The sequence below is a fragment of the Amphritea opalescens genome (assembly GCF_003957515.1).
Lineage (GTDB): Bacteria > Pseudomonadota > Gammaproteobacteria > Pseudomonadales > Balneatricaceae > Amphritea > Amphritea opalescens.
On record NZ_RQXW01000005.1, the window covers coordinates 163,365 to 187,318 of the forward strand.

The 23,954-nt window shown below is 50.3% G+C and carries 22 protein-coding genes; 15 read left to right on the top strand and 7 right to left on the bottom strand.

Annotation, left to right across the window (positions count from 1 at the left end; all coding sequences use genetic code 11):
- Nucleotides 1-66: 66 nt before the first annotated feature.
- From EH243_RS07345 to EH243_RS07375, 7 genes are all read right to left on the bottom strand, one after another.
- Nucleotides 67-645 carry a peroxidase-related enzyme gene (locus EH243_RS07345; protein ID WP_126158000.1) on the bottom strand — a complete coding sequence of 193 codons (579 nt, stop codon included), beginning with the start codon at nt 643-645 and terminating at the stop codon, nt 67-69.
- A 155-nt stretch (nt 646-800) separates the two neighbouring features.
- Nucleotides 801-1,709 (bottom strand): hydroxymethylglutaryl-CoA lyase, encoded by a 909-nt coding sequence (locus EH243_RS07350; RefSeq protein ID WP_126158001.1) that lies wholly within the window; start codon nt 1,707-1,709, stop codon nt 801-803.
- Nucleotides 1,710-1,711: 2 nt separating this feature from the next.
- Nucleotides 1,712-3,718, bottom strand: a complete 2,007-nt coding sequence (locus tag EH243_RS07355) for an acetyl/propionyl/methylcrotonyl-CoA carboxylase subunit alpha (protein WP_126158002.1) — start codon at nt 3,716-3,718, stop codon at nt 1,712-1,714.
- 5 nt (nt 3,719-3,723) lie between these two features.
- Nucleotides 3,724-4,527: an enoyl-CoA hydratase/isomerase family protein gene (locus EH243_RS07360; RefSeq protein ID WP_126158003.1), complete on the bottom strand. Its 804-nt coding sequence runs from the start codon at nt 4,525-4,527 to the stop codon at nt 3,724-3,726.
- Between the two features lie 13 nt (nt 4,528-4,540).
- Nucleotides 4,541-6,148, bottom strand: coding sequence for a carboxyl transferase domain-containing protein (locus tag EH243_RS07365; protein WP_126158004.1), 1,608 nt, complete (start codon nt 6,146-6,148; stop codon nt 4,541-4,543).
- A gap of 121 nt (nt 6,149-6,269) precedes the next feature.
- A complete protein-coding gene (locus EH243_RS07370; protein ID WP_126158005.1) occupies nt 6,270-7,436 on the bottom strand; it encodes an isovaleryl-CoA dehydrogenase in 1,167 nt (388 codons plus the stop codon).
- Nucleotides 7,437-7,571: 135 nt separating this feature from the next.
- Nucleotides 7,572-7,991 carry a MerR family transcriptional regulator gene (locus tag EH243_RS07375; protein ID WP_126158006.1) on the bottom strand — a complete coding sequence of 140 codons (420 nt, stop codon included), beginning with the start codon at nt 7,989-7,991 and terminating at the stop codon, nt 7,572-7,574.
- Between the two features lie 298 nt (nt 7,992-8,289).
- On the opposite strand from EH243_RS07375, the gene EH243_RS07380 reads away from it, so the two are divergent.
- The 15 genes from EH243_RS07380 (at nt 8,290) to EH243_RS07450 (ending at nt 23,939) form a co-directional block, all read left to right on the top strand.
- Entirely contained in the window at nt 8,290-9,117 is an 828-nt protein-coding gene (locus tag EH243_RS07380) for an ABC transporter ATP-binding protein (RefSeq protein ID WP_126158007.1), read from the top strand.
- Nucleotides 9,114-9,824, top strand: coding sequence for an ABC transporter ATP-binding protein (locus tag EH243_RS07385; protein WP_126158008.1), 711 nt, complete (start codon nt 9,114-9,116; stop codon nt 9,822-9,824). The genes EH243_RS07380 and EH243_RS07385 overlap by 4 nt, the downstream gene beginning before the upstream one ends.
- Before the next feature lie 78 nt (nt 9,825-9,902).
- A complete protein-coding gene (locus tag EH243_RS07390) occupies nt 9,903-11,105 on the top strand; it encodes an ABC transporter substrate-binding protein (protein ID WP_126158009.1) in 1,203 nt (400 codons plus the stop codon).
- Between the two features lie 151 nt (nt 11,106-11,256).
- Nucleotides 11,257-12,144 carry a branched-chain amino acid ABC transporter permease gene (locus EH243_RS07395; RefSeq protein ID WP_126158010.1) on the top strand — a complete coding sequence of 296 codons (888 nt, stop codon included), beginning with the start codon at nt 11,257-11,259 and terminating at the stop codon, nt 12,142-12,144.
- A gap of 9 nt (nt 12,145-12,153) precedes the next feature.
- Nucleotides 12,154-13,080: a branched-chain amino acid ABC transporter permease gene (locus tag EH243_RS07400; protein WP_126158011.1), complete on the top strand. Its 927-nt coding sequence runs from the start codon at nt 12,154-12,156 to the stop codon at nt 13,078-13,080.
- Nucleotides 13,081-13,212: 132 nt separating this feature from the next.
- Entirely contained in the window at nt 13,213-14,394 is a 1,182-nt protein-coding gene (locus EH243_RS07405; protein ID WP_126158012.1) for a thiolase family protein, read from the top strand.
- A 376-nt stretch (nt 14,395-14,770) separates the two neighbouring features.
- Nucleotides 14,771-15,370 carry a hypothetical protein gene (locus tag EH243_RS07410; protein ID WP_126158013.1) on the top strand — a complete coding sequence of 200 codons (600 nt, stop codon included), beginning with the start codon at nt 14,771-14,773 and terminating at the stop codon, nt 15,368-15,370.
- Complete coding sequence (locus EH243_RS07415) at nt 15,357-15,785, top strand: hypothetical protein (RefSeq protein WP_241235017.1); 429 nt, start codon at nt 15,357-15,359, stop codon at nt 15,783-15,785. The genes EH243_RS07410 and EH243_RS07415 overlap by 14 nt, the downstream gene beginning before the upstream one ends.
- A gap of 202 nt (nt 15,786-15,987) precedes the next feature.
- A complete protein-coding gene (locus EH243_RS18580; protein ID WP_206441547.1) occupies nt 15,988-17,253 on the top strand; it encodes a BPSS1780 family membrane protein in 1,266 nt (421 codons plus the stop codon).
- Nucleotides 17,254-17,265: 12 nt separating this feature from the next.
- Nucleotides 17,266-17,970, top strand: a complete 705-nt coding sequence (locus tag EH243_RS07425) for an RDD family protein (protein ID WP_126158014.1) — start codon at nt 17,266-17,268, stop codon at nt 17,968-17,970.
- Nucleotides 17,967-18,950 carry a stage II sporulation protein M gene (locus EH243_RS07430; RefSeq protein ID WP_126158015.1) on the top strand — a complete coding sequence of 328 codons (984 nt, stop codon included), beginning with the start codon at nt 17,967-17,969 and terminating at the stop codon, nt 18,948-18,950. Before EH243_RS07425 ends, EH243_RS07430 begins: the two co-directional genes overlap by 4 nt.
- Nucleotides 18,937-20,451: a DUF4129 domain-containing protein gene (locus EH243_RS07435; protein WP_164549066.1), complete on the top strand. Its 1,515-nt coding sequence runs from the start codon at nt 18,937-18,939 to the stop codon at nt 20,449-20,451. Before EH243_RS07430 ends, EH243_RS07435 begins: the two co-directional genes overlap by 14 nt.
- A complete protein-coding gene (locus tag EH243_RS07440; RefSeq protein ID WP_164549067.1) occupies nt 20,438-21,658 on the top strand; it encodes a DUF4350 domain-containing protein in 1,221 nt (406 codons plus the stop codon). Before EH243_RS07435 ends, EH243_RS07440 begins: the two co-directional genes overlap by 14 nt.
- Nucleotides 21,655-22,638 carry an AAA family ATPase gene (locus EH243_RS07445; protein ID WP_126158018.1) on the top strand — a complete coding sequence of 328 codons (984 nt, stop codon included), beginning with the start codon at nt 21,655-21,657 and terminating at the stop codon, nt 22,636-22,638. The genes EH243_RS07440 and EH243_RS07445 overlap by 4 nt, the downstream gene beginning before the upstream one ends.
- Nucleotides 22,635-23,939 (top strand): DUF58 domain-containing protein, encoded by a 1,305-nt coding sequence (locus tag EH243_RS07450; RefSeq protein WP_126158019.1) that lies wholly within the window; start codon nt 22,635-22,637, stop codon nt 23,937-23,939. Before EH243_RS07445 ends, EH243_RS07450 begins: the two co-directional genes overlap by 4 nt.
- Nucleotides 23,940-23,954 lie beyond the last annotated feature (15 nt).

Below are 23,954 nucleotides of genomic sequence, written 5' to 3' on the forward strand. Positions count from 1 at the left end.
TTTATAAATCGAGGGTTTATCTTGCGTCCTGTTAGCTTGCTAGGACGCACCTTTGCTGTGTCATTGTTATCTATCTAACGCGTGATATTCCGGGTTAGGCTGCATATCAACCGCACCGGCTACCCGGTTCGTCATATTGTAAAAAGCAGCCACGTTAGCGATATCCCAGATGTCTTGATCGTTAAATCCGGCATCTCTGAGCGCCTGACGGTCACTCTCGATGATGCAATCCGGCGAAACAGTCATCTTAACGGCAAAATCTAGCATAGCGCGGTGGCGTACGGAGAGTTCGGCAGCACGATAGTTGGTGGCGATTAATTCGCCGAGGGCTGGGTCGCCGGAATACTTTCGCACCGCGGCCCCATGGGCAACGATGCAGTAGAAGCAGTGATTCTGTGAGGAAACGGCCACGGCGATCATCTCACGCTCAAGGGCGGTTAGATTGCTCTCGCCGAACATCAGCTCGTTATAGTACTTAGAGAATACTTCGAACTGGGCCATATTCTGGCTGTAAGCTTTCAGAACATTGGGGACCATGCCGAGCTTATCGTCACAGACGTCGAAGTATTTTTTGACGTCGGCGGGTAGTTCATCCCGTGACGGGTATTTAAGATCAAGTGCGGTAATATGATCAGGTTGAGACATTGTCTTACTCCGTATTATTTTTGTCCTTCAGAGTGCATAGCTAGACGTTTATGCTAAATACCTTTTACGCTATATACTAGGGTAAACCCTTATATTAATTCAAGGTAAAAATTCAGGTTAGCAGCTCAGACGTCTGATGACGCTCCATGGTGTGCTTAGCTGCCTTGGCAACCCATCGCTAGAGCCACCTTTGAGCCACTACTGCGTCCCAATTGTGCGCTGATCCAATGGCCTGTCAGGGCAAGTTTATGTAAGTCGACCCCGGTTTCTATGCTGAGTCCATTCAGCATATACAAAACGTCTTCCGTCGCTACATTGCCCGATGCTCCTTTGGCATAAGGGCAGCCGCCCAATCCTGCTACCGATGCATCAATCACGGCTATTCCCTCTTCAATGACAGCATAGAGGTTGGCCAGTGCTTGGCCGTAAGTATCGTGAAAATGTGCTGCGAGCTTGTCAATTGGCACCTGTTGGCTGACCGCTTCGAGCATTCGTTTTGCTTTTAGCGGAGTACCAACACCGATCGTATCGCCTAGTGAGATTTCATAGCAGCCCATATCCAAGAGTTCACGGCTAACGGCGGCTACCTGTGCGGGGGCTATCTCACCTTCGTAAGGGCACCCCATCACTGTAGAGACATAACCTCGGACACGAATATGATTCGCTTTGGCTAGTTCAATCACCGGCGCGAAGCGTTCTAGGCTCTCTTTGATAGAACAGTTTATGTTCTTTTGCGTGAACGCTTCAGAGGCAGCGCCAAACACGGCTACCTCATCAACGCCTGCTGCGATAGCCGCCTCCAACCCTTTAAGGTTGGGGGTTAGGGCCGAGTAAATAACGCCCGGCTTCCGGTCAATGCCAGACATAACCTCAGAGGCATCGCCCATCTGCGGCACCCATTTAGGGGATACAAAACTGGCGGCTTCAATATGCTTTAGGCCGGTTTCGCTGAGCCGATTGATCAGCTCAACCTTAATCGCCGTGTCAATAACGGGACCAGACTCGTTTTGTAAGCCATCTCTGGCCCCCATCTCAAACAAGCGAACTGCTGTTGGCAACGCCATGATTACGCCTCCGTAGTCTCGAGTGCATTCAGCGAGATCAGTTCGGCCCCGTCGGCGACCAGATCTCCCTCGGCAAAATAGATCTCTGCGACGGTGCCATCATGGGGCGCTTTAAGGCTGTGCTCCATTTTCATCGCTTCCATGATTACCAGTGTTTCACCGGCTTTAACGCTTTGTCCTGATTCAACTAGTACCGCCACAACAGCGCCGTTCATTGGTGCAGTCAGGCTGTTATCAGCCGCATGATCATCCGTGCCAAAGGTTTCCCGATGCTGCTCGCAAATAAACTGCTCGCCGTCGTGGAACAGGGTGAGGTGGTCACCATCGTTATAGAGGTGGACGCTTAGTTGATGGCCGTTAATGACAACCTTTAGCTGATCATCATTCAGCACCGCACTAACCTGATAGCTGGCATCATCAATTTGAATTTGATATTGACCCTGATCGTTGACGCCCTGTTCTAGCACATTGAGTTGATACTCAGTTTCGGCATGAATGAGGGTTAACGGGCGGGCATATTCAGAATTCAGACGCCAGTTATTCTGGTAGCCAAACGGTGAATAAGGGTCGTCCGGATTATTAGCCTGCTGCTTGGTTTTCTCGCTAAAGAAACACGCCGCCATGACTAAACAGAAAGCCGTATTGAGGTTGCTTGCCGGGAACAATAACTGCTCATGCTTATCAATAAAGCCGGTATCGAGGTCCAGTGCTTTAAAAGGTGCGCTACCCGCAAGGTTACGCAGAAAACGTAAGTTGGTTTTTAGGCCACTGATACGATATTCCTCAAGGGCTTGTTCCATCCGTGCAATCGCTCGGTCACGATCATCATCCCAGACGATCAATTTAGCGATCATCGGATCGTAGAACACGCTCACCTCATCACCCTCGACAACCCCCGTGTCTACCCGAACATGTAGGTTTTCTTCTGGAGTACGCAAATAGCGTAGCGTACCGGTGGCTGGCAAGAAGTCATTATCAGGATCTTCGGCATATACCCGCGCTTCTAGCGCATGGCCGTTAATACGGATTTCATCTTGCTGCAGTGGTAGGGGTTCGCCACTGGCGATCCGGAGTTGCCATTCCACCAAATCTTGGCCGGTAATCATCTCTGTGACCGGGTGTTCAACCTGCAAGCGGGTGTTCATCTCCATAAAGTAGAATGAACCATCGACATCGTAGAGAAACTCGACGGTGCCGGCGCCGACATAGTCGATCGCCTGAGCGGCGCGAACAGCTGCTTCACCCATCTCTTTACGGGTGGCATCAGGTAGGTTAGGGGCCGGAGCTTCCTCGATCACTTTTTGATGGCGACGTTGTACTGAACAATCCCGTTCTGCTAAATAAACCCCATTGCCCTGCTTATCACAGAACACTTGGATCTCAACGTGGCGGGGTTGGGTCAGATAGCGTTCGATCAGCATATCCGGGTTACCGAAGGCGTTTTTCGCTTCGCGGCAGGCCGATACCAGTGCTTCATCGAACTCTTCGATCGATTCGACCACCCGCATCCCTTTACCACCACCACCGGCAACCGCTTTCAGCAGCTGCGGAAAGCCACAGCGAACGGATTCGGTTTTCAGCACTTCGGGTGTTTGATCTTCGCCATGATAGCCCGGCACCAGAGGCACGGACGCATGTGACATAATCTCTTTAGCGGCAGACTTTGAGCCCATCGCTTCGATAGCAGCCGTTGGCGGGCCGATAAACTCGATACCATTATCGAAACAGGATTTGGCGAAGGCAGCGTTTTCTGAGAGAAAACCATATCCCGGGTGCACCGCTTGAGCGCCGGACTGTATCGCAATCTCTAGAATTTTATCACCGCGTAGATAGCTTTCACTACTCGGCGCAGGGCCTAGCAGGAAGGCTTCATCGGCCATGGCGACGTGACGGGCGTTTTTGTCGGCTTCAGAGTAAACGGCGACACAACGGATGCCCATGCGGTGAGCGGTTTGGATAACCCTGCAGGCAATTTCGCCACGGTTAGCGATTAGAATTTTATTAAACATGCCGTTTACTCCTGAATCCAGTTCGGTTTACGCTTTTGCAAAAAGGAGCTAAGTCCTTCTTGGCCTTCATCGCTGACACGGATGTCGGCGATACGGCGGGCGGTGTCATCAATCACTTCTGTCGTGATCTCTTTTTGACTAACGGCATAGATAAGCTGTTTGGCGGCTTGCATGCCCTGTGGACTATTCTTTTGCAGTGTGGCTGTCATGCGGTCACAGGCTTCGTCTAGTTGCTCAACACTGTCGACGACTTCATGTACGAGTCCGAACTGCTGTGCCTGACGCGCCGAGAATGGTTCGGCGGTGAGGAAGTAACGGCGAGACTGACGTTCGCCGATCGCCCGGACGACATAGGGGCTAATAACAGCAGGAATCAAGCCGATCTTAACTTCCGACAAGCAAAACGCACTGCTTTCGGCGGCGATCACAATGTCGCAACAGGCCGCAAGTCCGACCGCGCCACCGTAGGCTGCACCTTGGATCAGGGCGATAGTCGGTTTGCTATGGTTATTTAACCTTTCCATCAGCTTTGCTAATTGACCAGCGTCCACCCGGTTTTCTTCGTGGGTGTTATTGGCCATGCGCTTCATCCAGGCCAAATCGGCACCGGCGGAAAAGTTCTTACCGCGAGAGCGCAATACTAAAGCCCGTACATCTGGGTCTTCCTGTGTCGCTTCTAGTTGTTGGATGAGCTGTTCGATGACCGCATCATCGAAGGCGTTGTGCACTTCGGGGCGGTTGATGATCAACTCAGCAATACCGTTGCTGCTTTTTTCGAGCAGCACAAATTGTTTATGTTTGATAGACATCAGAAGCTCTCCATTACATCCGGAATACGCCGAAGTGGGTATCCGCCACTGGCTTGTTGAGCGCGGCAGATAGACTCATGCCGATAACATCCCGGGTTTGTTTTGGGTCGATAACACCATCATCCCAAAGGCGGGCAGAAGCGTAATAAGGATGCCCCTGGTGTTCATAGGTATCGATGATGGGCTGTTTGAAGCTGGCTTCCTCTTCTTTAGACCAGGCTTCTCCGGTGCGATCCATATTGTCACGCTTAACGGTTGCCAGTACGCCGGCGGCTTGTTCGCCGCCCATGACGGAGATACGGGCATTGGGCCACATGAACATCAGATTAGGGCTGTAGGCGCGGCCACACATGCCGTAGTTACCGGCACCAAAGCTGCCGCCGATCAGTACGGTAAATTTAGGCACATCGGCGCAGGCCACGGCCATCACCATTTTCGCACCATGTTTGGCGATACCTTCCGCTTCATATTTTTGACCAACCATAAAGCCGGTAATATTTTGCAGGAATAACAGAGGTATTTTGCGCTGACAACAGAGCTCGATAAAGTGAGCGCCTTTCTGAGCCGATTCACCAAAGAGAATGCCGTTGTTGGCAATAATACCCACGGGATAGCCGTGAATATGGGCAAAACCTGTTATTAAAGTGGTGCCGTATAGTTTTTTAAATTCATCGAACTCAGAACCATCGACGATGCGGGCGATGACTTCACGCACATCGTAAGGTTTTCTCAGATCGGTACCGACAATGCCGTAAAGTTCATCGGCTGGGTAAAGAGGCTCTTTGGTCGCCTGCGTCTTGATATTGATCTCTTTGCGACGGTTGAGGTTAGCGACACAGGTGCGGGCAATTTCCAACGCATGGGCATCGTTCTCAGCATAATGATCCGCAACACCGGACACTTTACAATGCACATCGGCACCGCCGAGATCTTCAGCACTGACGACTTCGCCGGTGGCTGCTTTGACTAACGGAGGACCGGCTAGAAAGATGGTGCCTTGATCGCGCACGATAATCGATTCATCAGCCATCGCGGGCACATAGGCGCCACCTGCGGTACATAAACCCATTACCACAGCAATTTGAGGAATACCTTTAGCGGACATGCGCGCTTGGTTGTAAAAAATACGGCCGAAGTGATCGCGATCGGGAAAAACATCATCCTGTTGTGGCAGGTTGGCGCCACCGGAGTCGACTAAGTAGATGCAGGGCAGATGGTTCTGTTCAGCAATCTCTTGAGCGCGAAGGTGTTTCTTCACGGTCAGTGGGAAATAGGTGCCGCCTTTAACGGTGGCATCGTTGGCGATAATCATGCATTCGATACCGCTTACTCGGCCGATACCGGTAATAATGCCCGCTGCCGGTACATCGTCATCGTAGACGTTATAGGCCGCTAGTTGAGAGAGTTCCAATAAAGGGGAGCCATCGTCCAGCAGCGTATTGATACGTTCACGGGGTAACAGTTTGCCGCGGGATAGGTGGCGTTCTTGATATTTAGCGCCGCCGCCTTGATGAATCTTGGCTGTTTTTTCGCGTAGATCGTTTACCTCGGTGGCCATTGCATCGTAATTAGCACGAAACTCCTCAGCCCGAGGGTTAATTTTTGTTGTAATGGTAGCCATTGTTGTTCCTCTGATGTTCGCCTAAGGGCGTTGCATCGGTATCTGGAATCGTTTTCTGAGTAACAAGGGGCGGGTAACGCCCCTCAAATCTTCTTACGAAGGATTCACGGATATCATGGGTCTATTTGTTCAGGAATAGTTCGCGACCGATCAGCATCCGGCGAATCTCAGAGGTGCCTGCACCGATTTCATAAAGCTTGGCATCACGCAGTAGTCGGCCGGTTGGGAACTCATTGATATAACCGTTGCCGCCCAGTAACTGAATGGCGTCAAGTGCAATCTTGGTAGCCATCTCGGCGGTGTAGAGAATCACGGCAGCGCAATCTTTACGGGATGTTTCGCCGCGCATTGCCGATTGGGCAACGGTGTAAGCGTAGGATTTAGAGGCGTTCATCAGGGTATACATGTCAGCGACTTTGCCCTGTACCATTTCGAACTCACCGATCGCTTTGCCAAACTGTACGCGGTCACGGGTGTAAGGAATGGTGATATCCATCGCGGCTTGCATAATACCCAGTGGGCCGCCAGCGAGGACCAGACGCTCATAATCGAGACCAGACATCAGTACGCGAACACCGCCGTTTAGCTCACCAAGGATGTTTTCTTTTGGCACGGGGCAGTCTTGGAAAACCAGTTCACAGGTGTTGGAGCCGCGCATACCCAGTTTGTCGAGTTTCTGATGGCGTGAGAAGCCAGGGTAGTCACGTTCAACGATAAAGGCTGTGATGCCTTTGGCGCCGGCAGCGACATCGGTTTTGGCATAAATAACGTAGGTGTTGGCATCTGGACCATTGGTGATCCACATCTTGTTGCCGTTCAGCAGGTAGTGATCGCCATTATCGCGGGCGGTCAATTTCATCGAAACAACATCGGAACCGGCATTCGGCTCAGACATGGCCAGCGCGCCGATATGTTCGCCGCTAATTAACTTAGGTAGGTAAGCTAATTTTTGTTCATGGGTACCGTTGCGGTGAATCTGGTTGATACAGAGGTTTGAGTGGGCACCGTAAGATAGGCCAACAGAGGCGGATGCACGGCTAATCTCTTCCATCGCGATCATATGTGCCAGATAGCCCATGCCAACACCGCCGTATTCTTCTTTTACGGTAATGCCTAGCAGACCCATATCACCAAATTTGCGCCATAGATCGTTGGGGAACTCGTTGTCGCGGTCGATCTGGTCGGCGCGCGGCGCGATTTCCTGAGCAGCAAAACTATTGACGTGCTCTCGCAGCATATCCAGTGTTTCGCCGAGTCCAAAATTAAGTGAGCTATACTGTGCAATCATTTTATATCCACCTGGCTTTAGGAGTTGGTAGGGCTAGTCGTTAATGGCTGTCCTGACCGTTTCCGGTTTGCGTTTATTGTTGTTAGTAAGTAACTAACCTAGCTTATTTGATAAAGGTTTGCAGTGTTACTGCGCCTATACCGACTTCTCATTATCTGTTTTGTCTGTTAATTCATTCATCGCTTCGCGACAGCGGGTCTCTGCACTATCCAGTTCCAGCTGTAGCATGGCGATATCGTTCAACTGTTGTTCGAGTGCTGCTTTCTTTTCTTCGATCTTGGCCATGAGTAAGTGTAGCTGCTTCATGCTGCCGGTGGGCGTCTCATCCCAAAGTTCAAACAGTTCACGGGTTTCGGCGAGAGAAAACCCCAACCGCTTACCCCGCAGAATCAGCTTTAAACGTACTCTGTCCTGCGCGCTGTAGATGCGGGTTTGCCCGCGGCGCGTAGGGAATAAAAGCTGCTGGTCTTCGTAAAAGCGGATACTGCGAGTCGTCACATCAAACTCGCTAGCCAGCTCACTGATCGAAAAGGTGCCGGTATTGTTAATTTTCATTCTGACCTCGCTGACCTCTTATATGCACCCTAATGTAGCGGAAGTTTACGTAAACGTAAAGTATGCGGGCGATGCTTTCTGGGTTGTTACATTTGGTATGATTTAGGTTAACTTATTGATAAATATAGAAATAGTGTATTTTCTGTAAGACCAATGGATTAGTATTAGACTAAAGTATTACTTGTTATCCAGTAGGGGAAATTGCTAACTTGGTGCCAAGGCTGACATGGACAAGATTAATTTTTTGTCCATTTGATAATAAAAACAAATATAAATAGATAAGTGGGGCTGGTTCTTCATGAGTGCCGACTATGTTCTCGAAACCAGGAATCTGGTTAAGGAATTCAAGGGCTTTACCGCCGTTGATGATGTAAATCTTAAAGTTGAGCGGGGAACAATACATGCGCTGATCGGACCTAATGGGGCCGGAAAGACGACTGTATTTAACCTGCTAACAAAATTTCTCACGCCCTCTCGGGGTACCATTCTCTATAACGGTGCAGACATCACCTCAATGAAGTCTGCAGCAATTGCCCGTAAAGGGATTGTCCGTTCGTTCCAAATTTCCGCTGTCTTTCCGCATCTATCGGTGATGGAAAATGTGCGTATCGCCCTGCAACGTAAAGAGGGTAATAGCTTTCATTTTTGGAAATCGGTCAAGGTGTTGGATAAGCTCAATGAGCGTGCTTATGAGCTATTGGATGAAGTTGGTCTGAAAGACTATGCCAATGCGCTGACTGTCGATCTTCCTTATGGACGCAAACGAGCCCTTGAGATCGCCACCACGCTAGCGCTCGATCCAGAGATGCTATTGCTCGATGAGCCAACGCAGGGGATGGGCCATGAAGATGTTAGCGTGGTTGCCGACCTGATTAAAAAGGTTTCTGCAAACCGCACTATCTTAATGGTTGAACATAACTTACATGTTGTGGCCCAGCTAGCAGATACCATCACCGTACTGCAACGGGGCGCCATCCTGACCGAAGGCGACTACGAAACCGTGTCTCAAGATCCACAGGTACGTGAAGCGTATATGGGGGTTGAGGCGGATGACGAAGTCGCTCAAGCGATTGCTGCGGCTAACGTTGCTGAAAAGGCGAATGCTGCCAAAGGAGGCACGGAATGAGCTCCACAGGTGAAAAGATCCGCATTAATGATCTGCATGCTTATTATGGTGAGTCCCATATTCTGCATGGTATCGATATGACTATCATGCAGGGTGAGTTGGTGACTCTGCTAGGTCGCAACGGTGCTGGTCGCTCAACCACCCTGAAAGCGATGATGAATATGGTCGGTCGGCGTACCGGTATGATCAATATCAACGGTACTGAAACGATCAACATGGCGGCACATAAAATTGCCCACCTTGGTGTTGGTTACTGTCCAGAAGAGCGGGGTATTTTTTCGAGTTTGAATGTCGAAGAAAACCTAATGCTACCGCCGAACGTACGTTCCGATGGCATGAGCGTTGAAGAGATCTACGACATTTTCCCTAATCTTGCTGAGCGTCGTTATAGTCAGGGAACTCGTCTTTCGGGCGGTGAGCAGCAGATGTTAGCCATGGCTCGTATTCTGAGAACCGGTGCAAATATCTTGTTACTGGATGAAATTACCGAAGGCTTGGCGCCGGTGATTGTGCAAAAACTGGCGGAGGTGCTTCTTATGCTCAAAGAGCGGGGTCTAACGATCTTGCTCGTTGAACAGAACTTTCGCTTCGCCGCACCGATTGCGGATCGGCACTACGTTATGGAACACGGACATATCGTTGAAGAAGTTCATCAGAATGAACTGGCCGAGAAAACAGAACTGTTGAATACCTACTTGGGTGTTTAAGGTTTAGAAAACGTGTAATTAAAAGCTCTAAAAATGAAGTTCGATAAAAATAAAAAGTTCTCAAGCAGGAGTGACAACATGAAAGCAATGAAGAAGACCCTACTGGCTGTAGCAATGACTGTGGCTGCAACCACCGGTGTTCAAGCTGCCGGTATCTCTGATGATGTCGTTAAAATAGGTGTATTGGTCGATATGGGCGGTGTTTATGCCGATATCTGTGGCCAGGGTTGTGTAACCGCTGTCGAAATGGCGGTTGAAGATTTTGGTGGTACTGTTTTAGGTAAGCCTATCGAAATCGTTAGCGCTGATGATCAAAACAAGCCTGATGTGGGCTCTGCTAAAGTTCGTCAGTGGATCGAAAGTGAAGATGTTGATGTGGTTACCGGCTTGGTAGCGTCATCAGTAACAGGTGCGGCGACTAAAGTGCTGACCGATGCGAAAAAAATCGCCCTAATCTCAACCTCTGCAAGTAACGCTTTCACCACTAAAGCCTGCTCTCCTTATAATGTTCATTGGACCTATAACGTTGCGGCATTGGCCAACGGTACTGTTAAGCCGATGGTGGCTGCAGGTAAGAAGAAATGGTTCTTTATTACAGCGGATTATGCCTTTGGTCATGCGCTAGAAGGTATTGCGACTAAGGTAATCGAAGAGAGTGGCGGTGAAGTCGTCGGTGCGGTTCGTGCACCTTTCGGTACAACCGATTTCTCATCTTACGTTCTCCAGGCTCAAGCATCAGGGGCTGACGTAGTCGGTCTAGCGAATGCTGGCGGCGACTTTGTTAACTCACTGAAAACAGCCGCTGAGTTTGGTTTGACTGAAACGACCGATGTTGCTGGTCTGTTGGTATTCACCAATAACGCCTTGGCACTCGATCCTGCTATCGCCGCCGGTATGAAAGCGACCTCTGGTTTCTATTGGGATATGGATGATCAAACCCGTGAATGGTCTGCCCGCTTTAAAGCACGCCATGGTGTTATCCCGTCAATGGGACAGGCAGGTCAGTACTCAATGACCATGCACTATCTGAATGCGATCAAAGCGGCTGGTACCGATGAGTCTGATGCGGTCATGAAGAAGATGAAAGAGACTAAGCCTGATGACTTCTTTGCCCGTAATGCAACCCTGCGTAACGATGGTCGAATGGTTCACGATATGTTGCTGGTAAGCATTAAAGATGCTGCAAGCCGTGCTTCTTCAGATGATATTTATAACATCGAAGCGGTCATCCCAGGTGATGTTGCCTTTAACCCTATGTTGCCTGAGTGTGACTTTAAATAAGGCTCGTTAATAATCTTTAAAGGTTTATTTGAAACGAAGGGTGTGGTGATTTCGCCACCCCGGTCTTATCTGAAAAGATAGTTTGAAAGGTATGCATGTCATCGGCAACAGGTCGATGACATGCCAGACCTTTGCTTCTCTGGGTGATGTTATGGCGACGATATTTGGTCTTAATCTGTTTGCGCTGTCGGGACAATTGTTAGTGGGGCTGATCAATGGATCATTCTATGCACTACTAAGTCTTGGCCTTGCGATTATTTTTGGTTTGTTAAAAATTATAAACTTCGCGCAGGGCGCGATGTATATGCTCGGCGCTTTCTTCGCTTGGATGGCCCTTAATTACATGGGCATCAATTACTGGTGGGCGTTGATTCTGGTGCCGATAGCGATCGGCTTGTTAGCTATTCTGATGGAACGCTTTTTGGTGCGTCCTATTGCTAATGAAGATCATCTCTACAGTCTCTTGCTAACCTTTGGTATCGCCTTGGTATTACAGGGTGCATTTACCCATATTTATGGCTCATCCGGTCTGCCTTATCAGATTCCGGCTGAACTTAAAGGCGGGACTAAACTTCCGTTTATGTATCTACCTAATTATCGTGCATGGATTATCGTCAGTTCGCTGGTGGTCTGTTTTAGTACCTGGTGGGTGATAGAGAAAACTAAACTTGGCGCTTATTTGCGAGCGGGTACTGAAAATCCTCAGTTAATGCAGGGTTTTGGTATCAATGTGCCCTTGATTACCACCTTAACCTTTGGCTTTGGTGTGGCGCTAGCAGGCTTTGCTGGTGTACTGGCGGCACCTGTTTATTCAGTCAGCCCAGATATGGGGTCGAATATTCTGATTGTGGTGTTTGCCATCGTGGTTATTGGCGGCATGGGGTCGATCGGCGGTGCGATTTTAACCGGTCTGATGATGGGAGTGGTTGAAGGACTGACGAAGTTTTTCTATCCCGAGGCTTCCACGACGGTGATCTTCCTCTTCATGGTGATTGTTCTGCTGGTTAAGCCAGCCGGTCTGTTTGGTAAAGAGGCGTAGGCGGTAAACATGAAAATAAATAAACTCTACCTGTTTCTGATTGTTGTTGCGCTGGTTGCACCGAGTCTGGTGTATCCGGTCTTTCTAATGAAGCTACTGTGCTTCGCCCTGTTTGCTTGTGCCTTTAACCTGTTGTTAGGGTTTGTCGGTTTGCTGTCATTTGGACATGCGGCTTTTCTTGGCACCGGTGGCTATATCACCGGTTATCTGATGCTGGAAACCGGTATTACGCCTGAGTTAGGTATTCTGGCGGGGACCCTCGGCGCTGGATTGCTAGGAGCCATTTACGGTAAGTTAGCCGTTAAGCGTGAGGGTATCTACTTTGCGATGGTGACCCTAGCGCTGGCTCAGCTAGCCTTTTTCTTCTATCTACAGGCACCGTTTACCGGTGGTGAAGATGGATTACAAGGGGTGCCGCGTGGGGCGTTGTTCGGTTTGATTGATCTGTCGGATAACTTCGCTATGTATTACTTTGTCTTAGCGATCTTTATCTTCGGGTTCTGGTTAATCCATCGGACGGTGCATTCTCCCTTTGGACAAATTCTGAAAGCGATTCGTGAAAATGAACCGCGTGCAGTGTCTCTAGGTTATAACGTCAACGATTATAAATGGGTCGCCTTCATTATTTCGTCAGCCTTAGCAGGACTGGCCGGTTCAACTAAAACGTTGGTATTCCAATTAGCCTCGTTGACCGATGTGCATTGGCATATGTCCGGTGAAGTCGTATTGATGACGCTGTTAGGCGGAATGGGCACTATCTTTGGTCCCTTGGTGGGTGCCGGTGTGGTGGTCTCGATTCAGAACCTGCTGTCCGGTGGTGAACTGGGTAACTACATCAATATCATCATGGGCGTTATCTTTATCATCTGTGTACTGGCATTCCGTAGTGGTCTGGTGGGCGAGTTCCAGAAGCTGATGAAGAAAAATTTCAACTAAGGCAATAATGCTAATTGTCTTAATGCGCTGCTGTTAAACGCATAAAATAATAAAAGGGACGCAAGCCTGCGTCCCTTTTTACCGTCAAGTTTACCGTTAAGGTTTAATCTATCAGGTCAGGAGTGGAGTAAGATGAGTCAGGATTCAATTGTAATTGTCAGTGCGGCCCGTACACCTATGGGCGGAATGATGGGCGCGTTGAGTGATGTGCGCTCTCCTGATCTGTGCGCCACGGCGATTAAAGCGGCACTGGAACGCGCTGGAGTTGAAGGTAGTGATGTTGATGAAGTCATTATGGGCTGTGTGTTACCCGCAGGCTTAGGCCAAGCGCCAGCACGTCAAGCGGCTCGTGGTGCAGGTATCCATGATGGTGCCGGTGCGACGACGGTTAATAAAATGTGCGGCTCTGGTATGAAAGCCGTGATGCTGGCGCATGATCAGCTCAAAGCGGGTCAGGTTGATATTATGGTCGCTGGCGGCATGGAGAATATGAGTCAGGCGCCTTACCTGTTACCCAAGGCGCGTGCAGGTATGCGTATGGGTCACCAGCAAGCGATCGATCATATGTTTTTTGATGGACTTGAAGATGCTTATGATGGCGGCTTAATGGGCAGTTTTGCTCAGCAAAGCGCCGATGATTTTAATGTGACCCGAGAAGCGATGGATGACTTTGCTATCGGTTCATTAGAAAAGGCATTGAAGGCGATTGAGTCCGGTCGTTTCAAAGATGAGATCGCCGCGGTAACCGTTAAGTCCCGTAAAGGGGATACGGTGATCGATACCGATGAGCAGCCTGGTAATGCCCAAGTTGAAAAAATTCGTAAGCTGAATCCCGCCTTTAAAAAAGACGGTACGATTACCGCTGCGAACTCAAGTTCAATCTCCGATGGCGGTTCTGCGTTGGTGTTGATGCGTGAATCTGAAGCACAAAAGCGTGGTCTTAAGCCGATGGCTCGTATCGTTGCGCATTCGACTCATGCACAGTTGCCGGCTGAATTTTCTATCGCCCCGATTGGTGCTATCAGTAAAGTGCTGGCGCGGGCGGGTTGGAGCAAGGATGATGTTGATCTGTTTGAGATCAATGAAGCCTTTGCGGTGGTATCTATGTTGGCGATTAGTGAGTTGGGTCTGGACGCCAGTAAGGTCAATGTTAATGGCGGAGCCTGTGCCTTAGGTCATCCGATCGGTTCATCCGGTTCACGTATTCTGGTGACACTGCTGTATGCACTGAAAAACCAAGGTAAGAAAACCGGAGTGGCGACGCTTTGTATCGGTGGTGGCGAAGCGACAGCTGTTGCGGTTGAAATGATTTAAGCCGCTTAATCATTGAGTGAGTACCGAGTATGTAAAAAGGCCGATGCAGCGATGTATCGGCTTTTTTGTTTGTCTGGGAGTATTGGTTTGAAGGGCGGTATGGGGTGACTGATAGGCTTTTTAACCGAGTTTGTTCTTGATTGAATCGCGGTGTGTCGTTTAGAGACCTATTGTGGTTTATCTGTACATTGGCCGAAAGTATCTTGGCGTCGGTAGAAACAACGGGGTTCGGTAGGGGGGCATCAATCTAGGCGGGTAGATGCTGGCTGAATTGAGGAGTAATGAGCGATAAAGCTGTCGTAAATGAGCATTGACCCACTCACGAGAGTTATCAAGAATAGGTTATTCATTCATAAAGATTTGGGGTAAGCGGATAATGGATATCGGTCTTAAGCTGATGTTTAGCGGATTAGCCATCGTGCTGACATTCATGGCGTTTGTCCCCTATATTCGGTCAATTTTAGCGGGCAGCACACGGCCTCATGTTTTTTCTTGGTTTATCTGGGGAATTACCACCGTCATCGTTTTCTTTGCGCAAATAGAGGCCGAAGGTGGTGTCGGTGCTTGGCCGATGGGATTGTCGGGCGTCGTGACGGTGGGTGTGGCGGTGCTGGCCTTTATTAAGCGCGGAGACATCAGTATTACACGCACGGACTGGTTTTTCTTAACGGTGGCCTTGGCGTCATTACCGTTTTGGTATGTGACCTCCGACCCGCTATGGACCGTGGTGCTGCTGACCTTTGTCGATCTGCTGGGGTTCGGGCCGACGATGCGTAAGGCTTATGACCGTCCGCACGAAGAAAGTCAGCTGTTTTTTCTGTCGTTTATGCTGCGTAGTGTCTTTGTGATTTTGGCACTGGAGCAATACTCTGTCACCACGGTGCTTTTTCCGCTGTCGATTGCTGTCGCCTGTACCTGTTTATTAATCATAGTGGCGTATCGTCGTCGGGTTCTTCTGCCCAATGCCGCAGGCTAAAGATCGCTGGCTTTCATCCGTCTGGTTACGCTATATTCGCTTTATGAAGATAAAATATTTAGTTGTTTTTAGCTGTCTATCTCTGCTCTCTAGCCCTTCGATGAGTGGTGAGGCGGATGTAATCGCGGTGAAGGTGCAGCCGCAGGCTGGTCATCGTTATGATTTTAGCGTGACAGTGAATCATGCCGACAGCGGCTGGGATCATTATGCCAACCGTTGGGAGATATTGGATGGTGACGGAAAGATCATTGCCAGTCGCGTTTTATTACATCCTCATGTGAGTGAGCAGCCGTTTACACGCAGTTTGTCCGGTGTTGAGATTCCCGCTGGAGTAACGCAGGTGAGGGTGCGGGCCCATGATCTAGTGCATCAATATGGTGGTGCTGAATTAGTGGTTGATTTAGTCCCGCAGTGAAGCCTGTTCGGTCAGCGATGCTCATTACTCTAAGCCTCTATTTAATCCTAAAAGCGTCCCGCTACACCATGAGTAACTGCCTAATTTAAGACGCTTTTTTATGCCGTTAAATGGCTTTTTTTATTGATATGAACCCTTGTGAATAATCCTGTTAACGTTAGAATGAAATCCATTCTAATGGAGCGCACAGGGATTATTGCAAATGTCAGACCAATATAAAGTCGTTTTTACCGGATCGCTTGTCGATGGTAGCGAGCCAGAAAGCGTAATATCTGTGTTTGCCGAAAAATTCAGGTGTAGTGAAGATAAAGCTCGCGCACTGATTACATCAGGTAAAGAAAGCGTTATTAAAAGTGATTTAGATAAAGCTAAGGCTGAAAAGTATCAGGCTGCGTTAATCGGAATAGGTCTTAATGCTGAGGTGGTGGCACTCGAGCCCGTTAAACCGCGGGTCACCTTTGAGCTGGAAGGTGATGAACCGGTTGGTGTAATTGAGCAGACCTCTTCAGGTTCTGCGGTCAAGACCTGTCCTAAATGCGGTTCGACTGAAATCGCGGATGATCGTTGCCTTAGCTGTAAAGTTATTATCTCTAAATACTTAGCCCTGCAATCAAACGCTGTTGCGCCTGGGGTGGTCGATTATACAGCCGCACCCAAGAGCTCACCCGCTGAAGATAATAGCGCCAACAGCGACACTGATAATGGTACAAATAGCAGCGGCTATACCAACCCCTACCAGGCGCCTGAAGCGGAACTGACCCCAGACTATGACGATAGTGAGCTCAGCGGCCCTTCATCGGTGCCGATGGGTAATGGCTGGCGCTGGTTAGCGAGCGGCTTTAATCACTTTAAACAGAATCCGGTTGCATGGATAGTGGCCATCATTGTTTGGGTGATTTTATCCACGATATTGAGCATTATTCCGGTAATCGGTTCGGTGGGTATCACGCTACTTTCGCCGGTGATTACGGCGGGCTTCATGTTGGGTTGTCAGGCACAGGAAGAGGGTGATGACTTCCGTGTTGGCCACCTTTTCAGTGGTTTCAGCAATAATGTTGGTCAGTTGATCTTAGTAGGGCTGCTCTATTTAGTCGCTATCTTTGTCGCCATGATGCTGGTCATCGGTGGGTTCTTCTTAACCGTCGGCAGTGATATGGGTAGTTTCGGACAGGATATGTCGGTGATGGTATTGCCTATGCTCATCGGTCTTCTATTGATTGTTCCGGTGGTGATGGCTTATTGGTTTGCGCCTGCATTGGTCGCACTCAATGGACTCTCCGCGATTACTGCGATGAAAATGAGTTTCAGTGCCTGCTTGAAAAACATGCTGCCGGGATTGCTGTACTCTATTATCGCTATCATCCTGTTTACGCTGGGTATGATCCCTATCGGTCTAGGCTTACTGGTCGTCATACCGATGATTGCCGCCTCTATGTATACCTCATACCGAGATATTTTTTACCAATAGACGGCGACATTGATGAGCGTAAATCAGGTGACGCCCTTAATCGATACCGTCAGAGAGCATGAAACGCCGGAGGGCATCCGGCTTGAACTGCGTTTGGCGGGGCCGGTCGTGCGGGCCTGCGCCTGGAGCATCGATATGTTGATCCGGGTGATCCTGTACGGCGGTGTCTCCGGTATTTTTGCCTTCTTTGGCGGTATCGGCACCTCCTTAATGCTGATCATGTTTTTCCTGATTGAGTGGTTTTATCCGGTCCTGTTTGAGTTATATAACGGCGCATCGCCGGGTAAAAAGGCGATGGGATTGGTGGTGATTCAGGATAATGGCACGCCGATTACGTTCTCCTCTTCATTGATCAGAAATCTATTACGCGGGGCTGATTTTCTGCCCTTTCTTTATGCGACGGGTTTACTCTCAATGCTGCTGAATCGTAATTTCCAGCGGCTCGGTGATCTCGCTGCGGGGACCCTGGTGGTTTATCGGGAGCAGGCGCTGGTGCGGGTTCAATTGCCTGAAGCCGAACGCCGCCGCCCTCCGGTGGATCTTAGTGTTGATGAGCAGCGAGAGTTGATCCGCTTTGCTGAACGTTGTCCGCAGTTGAGTCGTGACCGACAGATAGAGTTAGCGACACTGCTCTTCCCAGTAACCGGTAAACGGGGGGCGGCGGCGGTACAGGAAATACTCGGTTATGCCGCTTGGTTAACCCGGGGGAACCGATGAAGCAAGAACAGTTCGAAGCGCGCTATCAGCCATTGTGGCAGCGTTTAGATGAACAGCTTAAACAGCAAGAATCGTTTCGACTTCGCCGCAGTGCTGAGTTACCCGCCGACTTACCGCAGTTGTATCGCCAACTGTGTAACCATTACGCATTGTCTAGATCCCGTCGTTATAGCCCTCAGTTGGTTGAATACCTGCATCGCTTGGTGCTGCGTGGACATCAACAACTATATACCCGTCGGGGTGCTTGGCTTTGGCGTTTACTGACCTTCCTTGGACGTGATTTTCCCGTGAGTTTGAGAATGAATCGGGGTTATTTTGCGGTGGCGCTGGCGTTGTTTTTACTGCCTGGATTACTAGTGGGCGGCTATTGTATGCATGATGATAGCTTTATCTACAGTCTGATGAGTGATGCCGAAGTCAGTAATATGGAAGAGATGTACCGGCCTGATAACAGTCGTCCGGGGCGTACCATTGAACGCAGTGCCGATTCTGATTTTGCGATGTTTGGTTTCTATATTTATAACAATATTGGTATCGGCTTTCGCACCTTTGCGATGGGTATTTTAGCCGGTGTTGGCACCGTATTTACCCTGTTCTATAACGGTCTGGTTATTGGCGGTGTGGCGGGTTATCTCACCGGCTTAGGTTATACGGAAACATTTTGGCCATTCGTGAGTGGGCACTCTTCACTGGAGTTGACGGCGATCGTGATCAGCGGCACCGCGGGCTTAATGGTGGGGCGGGGGGTGATCTGTCCGGGACAATATAGTCGTCTGGATGCGATTAAGCGACAGGCGGGAAGTGCAATTCCGTTGGTGATGGGGGCGGGGTTGATGCTACTGGCGGCCGCGTTCATTGAGGCGTTTTGGTCCGCGAGTAATATGCCTAATGCGATAAAATATATCGCGGCGGCGGTTTTGTGGATTAGCATGATTCTTTATTTTGTCTATGCCGGCAGGGGGACGAGTGGAACTCGATAAGCTCGAAATATCCCTGCGTCGTCGCACTCCTTGGGAAGCGATAGATCTTGGCTTTGCACTCGCGCGTCGTTGGTTTATGCCGCTCTGGTTACTCTGGATCAGTAGCGCGGTGCCTCTCGGCATTGTGGTGTTTCTGTTTTCCTATGATGAACTCTGGCTATTGATGTTAATCGTCTGGTGGTTCAAGCCCCTCTATGAACCTCCTTTGATGTTTTGGTTAAGTCGCGCAGTATTTGGTGAGCGGTTGCCGGTAAAAATGGTATTACGTCAATGGTGGCCGATTGTTAAACCGCAGTTGTTACGTAATTTAACGCTACGTCGGTTTAATCCATCCCGTTCTTTTACCCTGCCTGTAGCGTTACTTGAGGGGTTGCAGGGCAAAGCGAGGCGTAATCGTCTGCGGGTGTTGTCGCGCAATCAGCATGCGGCCACCTGGTTGAGTGTTGTGGGTATCCATCTGGAAACGGTGTTGGAAATCGCCTTTATGAGTACGGTTTTTATGCTCATACCGGAGGATTTACGTTGGGCTAGTTTTAGTGATTTGTGGTTGGCGCCGGGGCATTTTGGCGACTGGCTGCAATTAGCCGGTGGTCTGCTCTGTATGTCGGTGATCGCCCCCTTTTATGTGGCGGCGGGCTTTGCGCTCTATCTTAATCGTCGTAGTGAATTGGAAGCATGGGATGTGGAGATCAGCTTTCGGCGCACCGGCGAGCATATCAAGAAGGCTTCAGCAGGCTTAAGTAAGAGTCTGGTGCTATTACTGATGAGTTCGGTGTTGCTATCGCCGCTGTTCAGCCCTCAGGCCGATGCGGCGCAGCAGATTAACGCCCGAGAGGCGAAACCTCTGATCGAAAAAGTGTTACAAGATGACGCCTTTGGTCGGATGGAAGAAACCCATTATTGGAACTATATCGGCGAGGATGAGCCCGAGCCCGATGCTGATATAGAAGATAGTGATTTCTGGGATTTTTTAGAAGGTTTTTTTGATGCGACCGCGGGGTCATTCGATGGCATCGCCGCTATTTTCAAAATCATGATCTGGATTGTGGGTGTCTTAATCGTCGCCTATCTGTTGTATCAGGTGGTTCAGCATCGCCAATGGTTGCTGGGATTTAAGCGCGATTTGAAAGCGCCAGCTAAAGCCTCAACTGTGGAATTATTTGGTCTCGATTTGCGTCCTGAACAGTTGCCGAACGATCCCGCGACAGCGGCGAGAGAGCTTGTCCGTCAAGGTGCTTTCCGCGAAGCGCTGAGTCTGCTCTATCGAGGTGCGCTGGTTTATCTGGTTACGCAACAACATCTAGAGATACCGGACAGTGCCACCGAAGGCGAGTGTGAGAGACTGGTGAAGGCGAGTCAGGGCGCGGCTAATGCTGACTACTTTAGCGATTTGACAACACACTGGTTACGCATGGCCTATGGTCATATATCCCCCGAGGAAGCATCGGTGTTACAGCTATGTGAACGTTGGCAGGAGGCATACGGCCATGTCAGCGACTAATCGAATGGTGCTTTGGGGGCTGGGCGCGCTGTTAATAGCGGGCCTTGCTTGGTATGCCCAATGGTTTTTTACCCATTATGAGCGGCAGACGGACGAGCGTCGGGTTGATGTCTCGCCGCAAGCTCAGCGTAACCCTTTGTTTGCCGCCGAGCTCTTTTTGAGTGAGTTGGGCTATGAGGTAGAGAGTTTTCGCGCCCGAGATCTAACGGCGCGGCTGCCGTCATCAAATGATGCGCTCGTGGTACGGCGGATGCCACCGGATTTGACCGATCAGCAACGGAATATGTTGAAGAGATGGGTGTCTGACGGTGGTGTGCTGATGCTTACGCCGCCATCCTTTGATCAGAATGATGAGATTAGCAATGCTTTCCTCGCCGATCTCGGCGTACAGATGCGGGCTTCACAGGAAGGTGAGGAAGACGCTGAGTGTGAGAGCGAAGACTGTCCCATATCGACGGATAGCACCGGTGAAGAGAGCACCGGTTCTGGCTACCGGACGGTGACGATGACATTGGCCGGCGAACCAGAGCCAATAGAGGCCAGTTTTCGTCAGGGGCGTTTTTTGCAAGACCGTGATCAGTGGGCGGAAGCGCAGTTTGGCTCCGGTGAAGGGGCGCAACTGCTGGAATTTGCCATAGGCCGCGGGAAAGTTTACGTCCTTAGTGATTTGGATCTGTTTACCAATGGGCGAATTAACGAGCTAGACCACGCTTTTCTCCTGAGTCATCTCGTGTCGGGCAGTCAAAAAGTGTGGTTGCAGTACGGTATTGATACACCGTCGTTACCGGTGTTCTTATGGCAGAAAATACCCTTTATCCTGATGTCGCTGGGGGCGCTGTTACTGTTAATGGGGTGGCGGTTGTTTTTATATACCGGCCCGCGACTTAATCTAGATAAGGTGCAACGGCGCAACCTGTTAGAGCATATCGATGCGACCGCCGACTATGCTTGGCGTCTCGATAAGGGCTATAGCCTGTTTGATCATAACCGCAAAACGTTAGAGCAGGCTTGGCGAAAACGCCACCCAGGGTTAAATATGATGGATAACACAGCGCGTGCCGAGTGGATTGGTGAGAAAACAGGTATGGCGGGGCGTGCGGTTGAACGTAGCCTGTATCAGCCGATAACGAAAGATCAGGATTTTATTAAAGCAACGCTGGTATTGCAGCAGCTGGCCAGTGGTTTAAAACAGCGGGAGTTAAGATGAGCGATTTGCAGGGGCAGGATCAGCTGTCAGACAAGGTGCTGCGCAAGCTCGGGCAGCTGGAGAAGGAGATCGGCAAAGCGGTTATTGGCCAGCGTCAGGTGATTCGCGATACCACGATTGCACTCCTAGCCGGCGGCCATGTATTAGTGGAAGGTGTGCCGGGCTTAGGGAAAACGCTACTCGTACGAAGCCTAGCGGCGGCGGTTGGCGGGGTGTTCAATCGAGTGCAGTTTACCCCCGACTTGATGCCGAGTGATATTAGCGGTCATATCATGTTTGATCGTAAGAGCGATTCATTCCGTGTGCGCAAAGGGCCGGTTTTCTGTAACTTTTTACTCGCGGATGAGATCAACCGTGCGCCGGCAAAAACACAGTCGGCTCTGCTGGAAGTGATGCAGGAGCAACAGGTGACCATTGAGGGGCAGACCTATGAGTTACAGCTGCCCTTTTTGGCGCTGGCGACACAGAACCCGATCGAGCAAGAGGGTACCTATCCCTTGCCTCAGGCGCAATTAGACCGTTTTCTGCTGAAGGTGTATATCGACTATCCCACGATGGATGAAGAACTCCAGATGGTGCAACAGATTACCGGTGGCTCTGTCGCCGATAAGCTCGATGTATCGCAGATTGTCGAGGTCTTGAAGCCAGAGGAGATTATCAGCCTACAGCGCTACACTGCGCAACTCGATGTCGATGAGCAGATTGTTGGCTATGCGGTGAATATTGTCCGTGCGACTCGGGATTGGAGTGGCATTGATTCAGGCAGCGGCCCCCGTGGCAGTATTGCGCTGCTCCGTGCAGGGCGGGCCAATGCGGTGTTATCCGGCCGACGCTTTGTGACCCCCGATGATATTAAAGCGGTGGCGCCAGCGGTATTGCGTCACCGGATTAAGCTCAGTGCCGATCTCGAAATCGAAGGGTATAAGGCTGATGATGTGTTAAAAGATATCCTCAGTAACGTGCAGGCACCAAGGGTATGATTCCATCCCGTCGGACGGTAATGCTGGCGGCGCTGATCTTAGCGCTGGCCATCGGTGTTGCGTTCTGGCCCGGGTTGGCAGGGTTACGCAACCTGATCGTCGCTGGGGCGGCTATTGTGCTGTTGCTCGACTTACTGCTGCATCGACGGGAACCGACCGCTCAGGTAAGCCGTGAGTTGCGTGGTAGTATTCCGGTGGGCGTTTGGAGTGAGGTGACATTGCGAGTAACCAACCTCAGTGGTCGCACTCAGCAATTGACATTGCACGACCACCATCCGGCGGACTATGGCGTCGAAGGTTTGCCACTCAAAATAACAGTGCCGGCTGAGCGCGCCGCAAAAACGGTTTATCGTCTTAAACCGGATCGGCGCGGGGATGGTGAGTTTACAGGAATTGATTTAGTCAGCGTTTCACCGTTAGGGTTGTGGCAGCGTAAGCAGTGTTTGCCATTGTCGGACCGAGTGAAGGTCTACCCAAACTTTCGTGCCGTGAGTCAGTTTACCCTGTTAGCGACGGATCATCAGCTGAGTCAGTTGGGTATTAAGCATCGCTTACGACGGGGTGAAGGTAATGATTTTCTGCAATTGCGGGAGTACCGTGCGGGTGACTCCTTGCGTCAGATCGATTGGAAAGCAACCTCCCGTTATCACAAACTGATCTCCCGAGAGTATCAGGATGAGCGGGATCAACAAATTCTGTTTATGCTGGACTGTGGCCGGCGTATGCGTCACCGAGAAGATGAGAGTGGTCACCTTGATGAAGCGCTGAATGCGATGTTGCTGCTATCTTATGTGGCCGCCGAGCAGGGCGATGCGGTGGGGTTCCACACTTTTGGTGGCGTGAAACGTTGGTTTCCACCGGTCAAAGGGGGCAGTGTGGTACGTGAGATGATTGCCGCCACCTATGATATCGAAGCGACTATTGAAGCCGCAGATTATCTCGAAGCAGCGCGGGCATTGATGCCTCTTCAGCGGCGGCGGGCGCTAATCGTGTTGGTGACCAATACCCGTGATGAAGACAGTGATGATTTGGTGACGGCGGTACGCCTACTGTCCCGTCGTCACTTAGTGGTCATTGCTGATCTGCGTGAGAAGGTGCTGGACAGCGCTCAGGCGGCGAAGGTGACCGATCTCGACTCAGCCCTGCGCTTTCATGGCGTGCAGCAATTCCTTGAAAGCCGCGCCCAGAATCATGAACTATTGCGCCATCAGGGTGCAATGCCGATGGATCTGCTCGCCAAGCAGCTGCCGGTTGCACTGATCAATCAATATCTAACCGTTAAAGCCTCGGGTCGTTTATAAGCGACCTTTAGCGAT

Coding starts and splice junctions, on each gene's coding strand:
- EH243_RS07360 (WP_126158003.1), bottom strand. CDS start 4,527: ATGTCTATCAAACATAAACAATTTGTGCTGCTCGAAAAAAGCAGCAAC.
- EH243_RS07345 (WP_126158000.1), bottom strand. CDS start 645: ATGTCTCAACCTGATCATATTACCGCACTTGATCTTAAATACCCGTCA.
- EH243_RS07355 (WP_126158002.1), bottom strand. CDS start 3,718: ATGTTTAATAAAATTCTAATCGCTAACCGTGGCGAAATTGCCTGCAGG.
- EH243_RS18580 (WP_206441547.1), top strand. CDS start 15,988: ATGTCAGACCAATATAAAGTCGTTTTTACCGGATCGCTTGTCGATGGT.
- EH243_RS07400 (WP_126158011.1), top strand. CDS start 12,154: ATGAAAATAAATAAACTCTACCTGTTTCTGATTGTTGTTGCGCTGGTT.
- EH243_RS07350 (WP_126158001.1), bottom strand. CDS start 1,709: ATGGCGTTGCCAACAGCAGTTCGCTTGTTTGAGATGGGGGCCAGAGAT.
- EH243_RS07425 (WP_126158014.1), top strand. CDS start 17,266: ATGAGCGTAAATCAGGTGACGCCCTTAATCGATACCGTCAGAGAGCAT.
- EH243_RS07440 (WP_164549067.1), top strand. CDS start 20,438: ATGTCAGCGACTAATCGAATGGTGCTTTGGGGGCTGGGCGCGCTGTTA.
- EH243_RS07405 (WP_126158012.1), top strand. CDS start 13,213: ATGAGTCAGGATTCAATTGTAATTGTCAGTGCGGCCCGTACACCTATG.
- EH243_RS07375 (WP_126158006.1), bottom strand. CDS start 7,991: ATGAAAATTAACAATACCGGCACCTTTTCGATCAGTGAGCTGGCTAGC.
- EH243_RS07430 (WP_126158015.1), top strand. CDS start 17,967: ATGAAGCAAGAACAGTTCGAAGCGCGCTATCAGCCATTGTGGCAGCGT.
- EH243_RS07365 (WP_126158004.1), bottom strand. CDS start 6,148: ATGGCTACCATTACAACAAAAATTAACCCTCGGGCTGAGGAGTTTCGT.
- EH243_RS07395 (WP_126158010.1), top strand. CDS start 11,257: ATGGCGACGATATTTGGTCTTAATCTGTTTGCGCTGTCGGGACAATTG.
- EH243_RS07410 (WP_126158013.1), top strand. CDS start 14,771: ATGGATATCGGTCTTAAGCTGATGTTTAGCGGATTAGCCATCGTGCTG.
- EH243_RS07370 (WP_126158005.1), bottom strand. CDS start 7,436: ATGATTGCACAGTATAGCTCACTTAATTTTGGACTCGGCGAAACACTG.
- EH243_RS07445 (WP_126158018.1), top strand. CDS start 21,655: ATGAGCGATTTGCAGGGGCAGGATCAGCTGTCAGACAAGGTGCTGCGC.
- EH243_RS07385 (WP_126158008.1), top strand. CDS start 9,114: ATGAGCTCCACAGGTGAAAAGATCCGCATTAATGATCTGCATGCTTAT.
- EH243_RS07380 (WP_126158007.1), top strand. CDS start 8,290: ATGAGTGCCGACTATGTTCTCGAAACCAGGAATCTGGTTAAGGAATTC.
- EH243_RS07415 (WP_241235017.1), top strand. CDS start 15,357: ATGCCGCAGGCTAAAGATCGCTGGCTTTCATCCGTCTGGTTACGCTAT.
- EH243_RS07390 (WP_126158009.1), top strand. CDS start 9,903: ATGAAAGCAATGAAGAAGACCCTACTGGCTGTAGCAATGACTGTGGCT.
- EH243_RS07450 (WP_126158019.1), top strand. CDS start 22,635: ATGATTCCATCCCGTCGGACGGTAATGCTGGCGGCGCTGATCTTAGCG.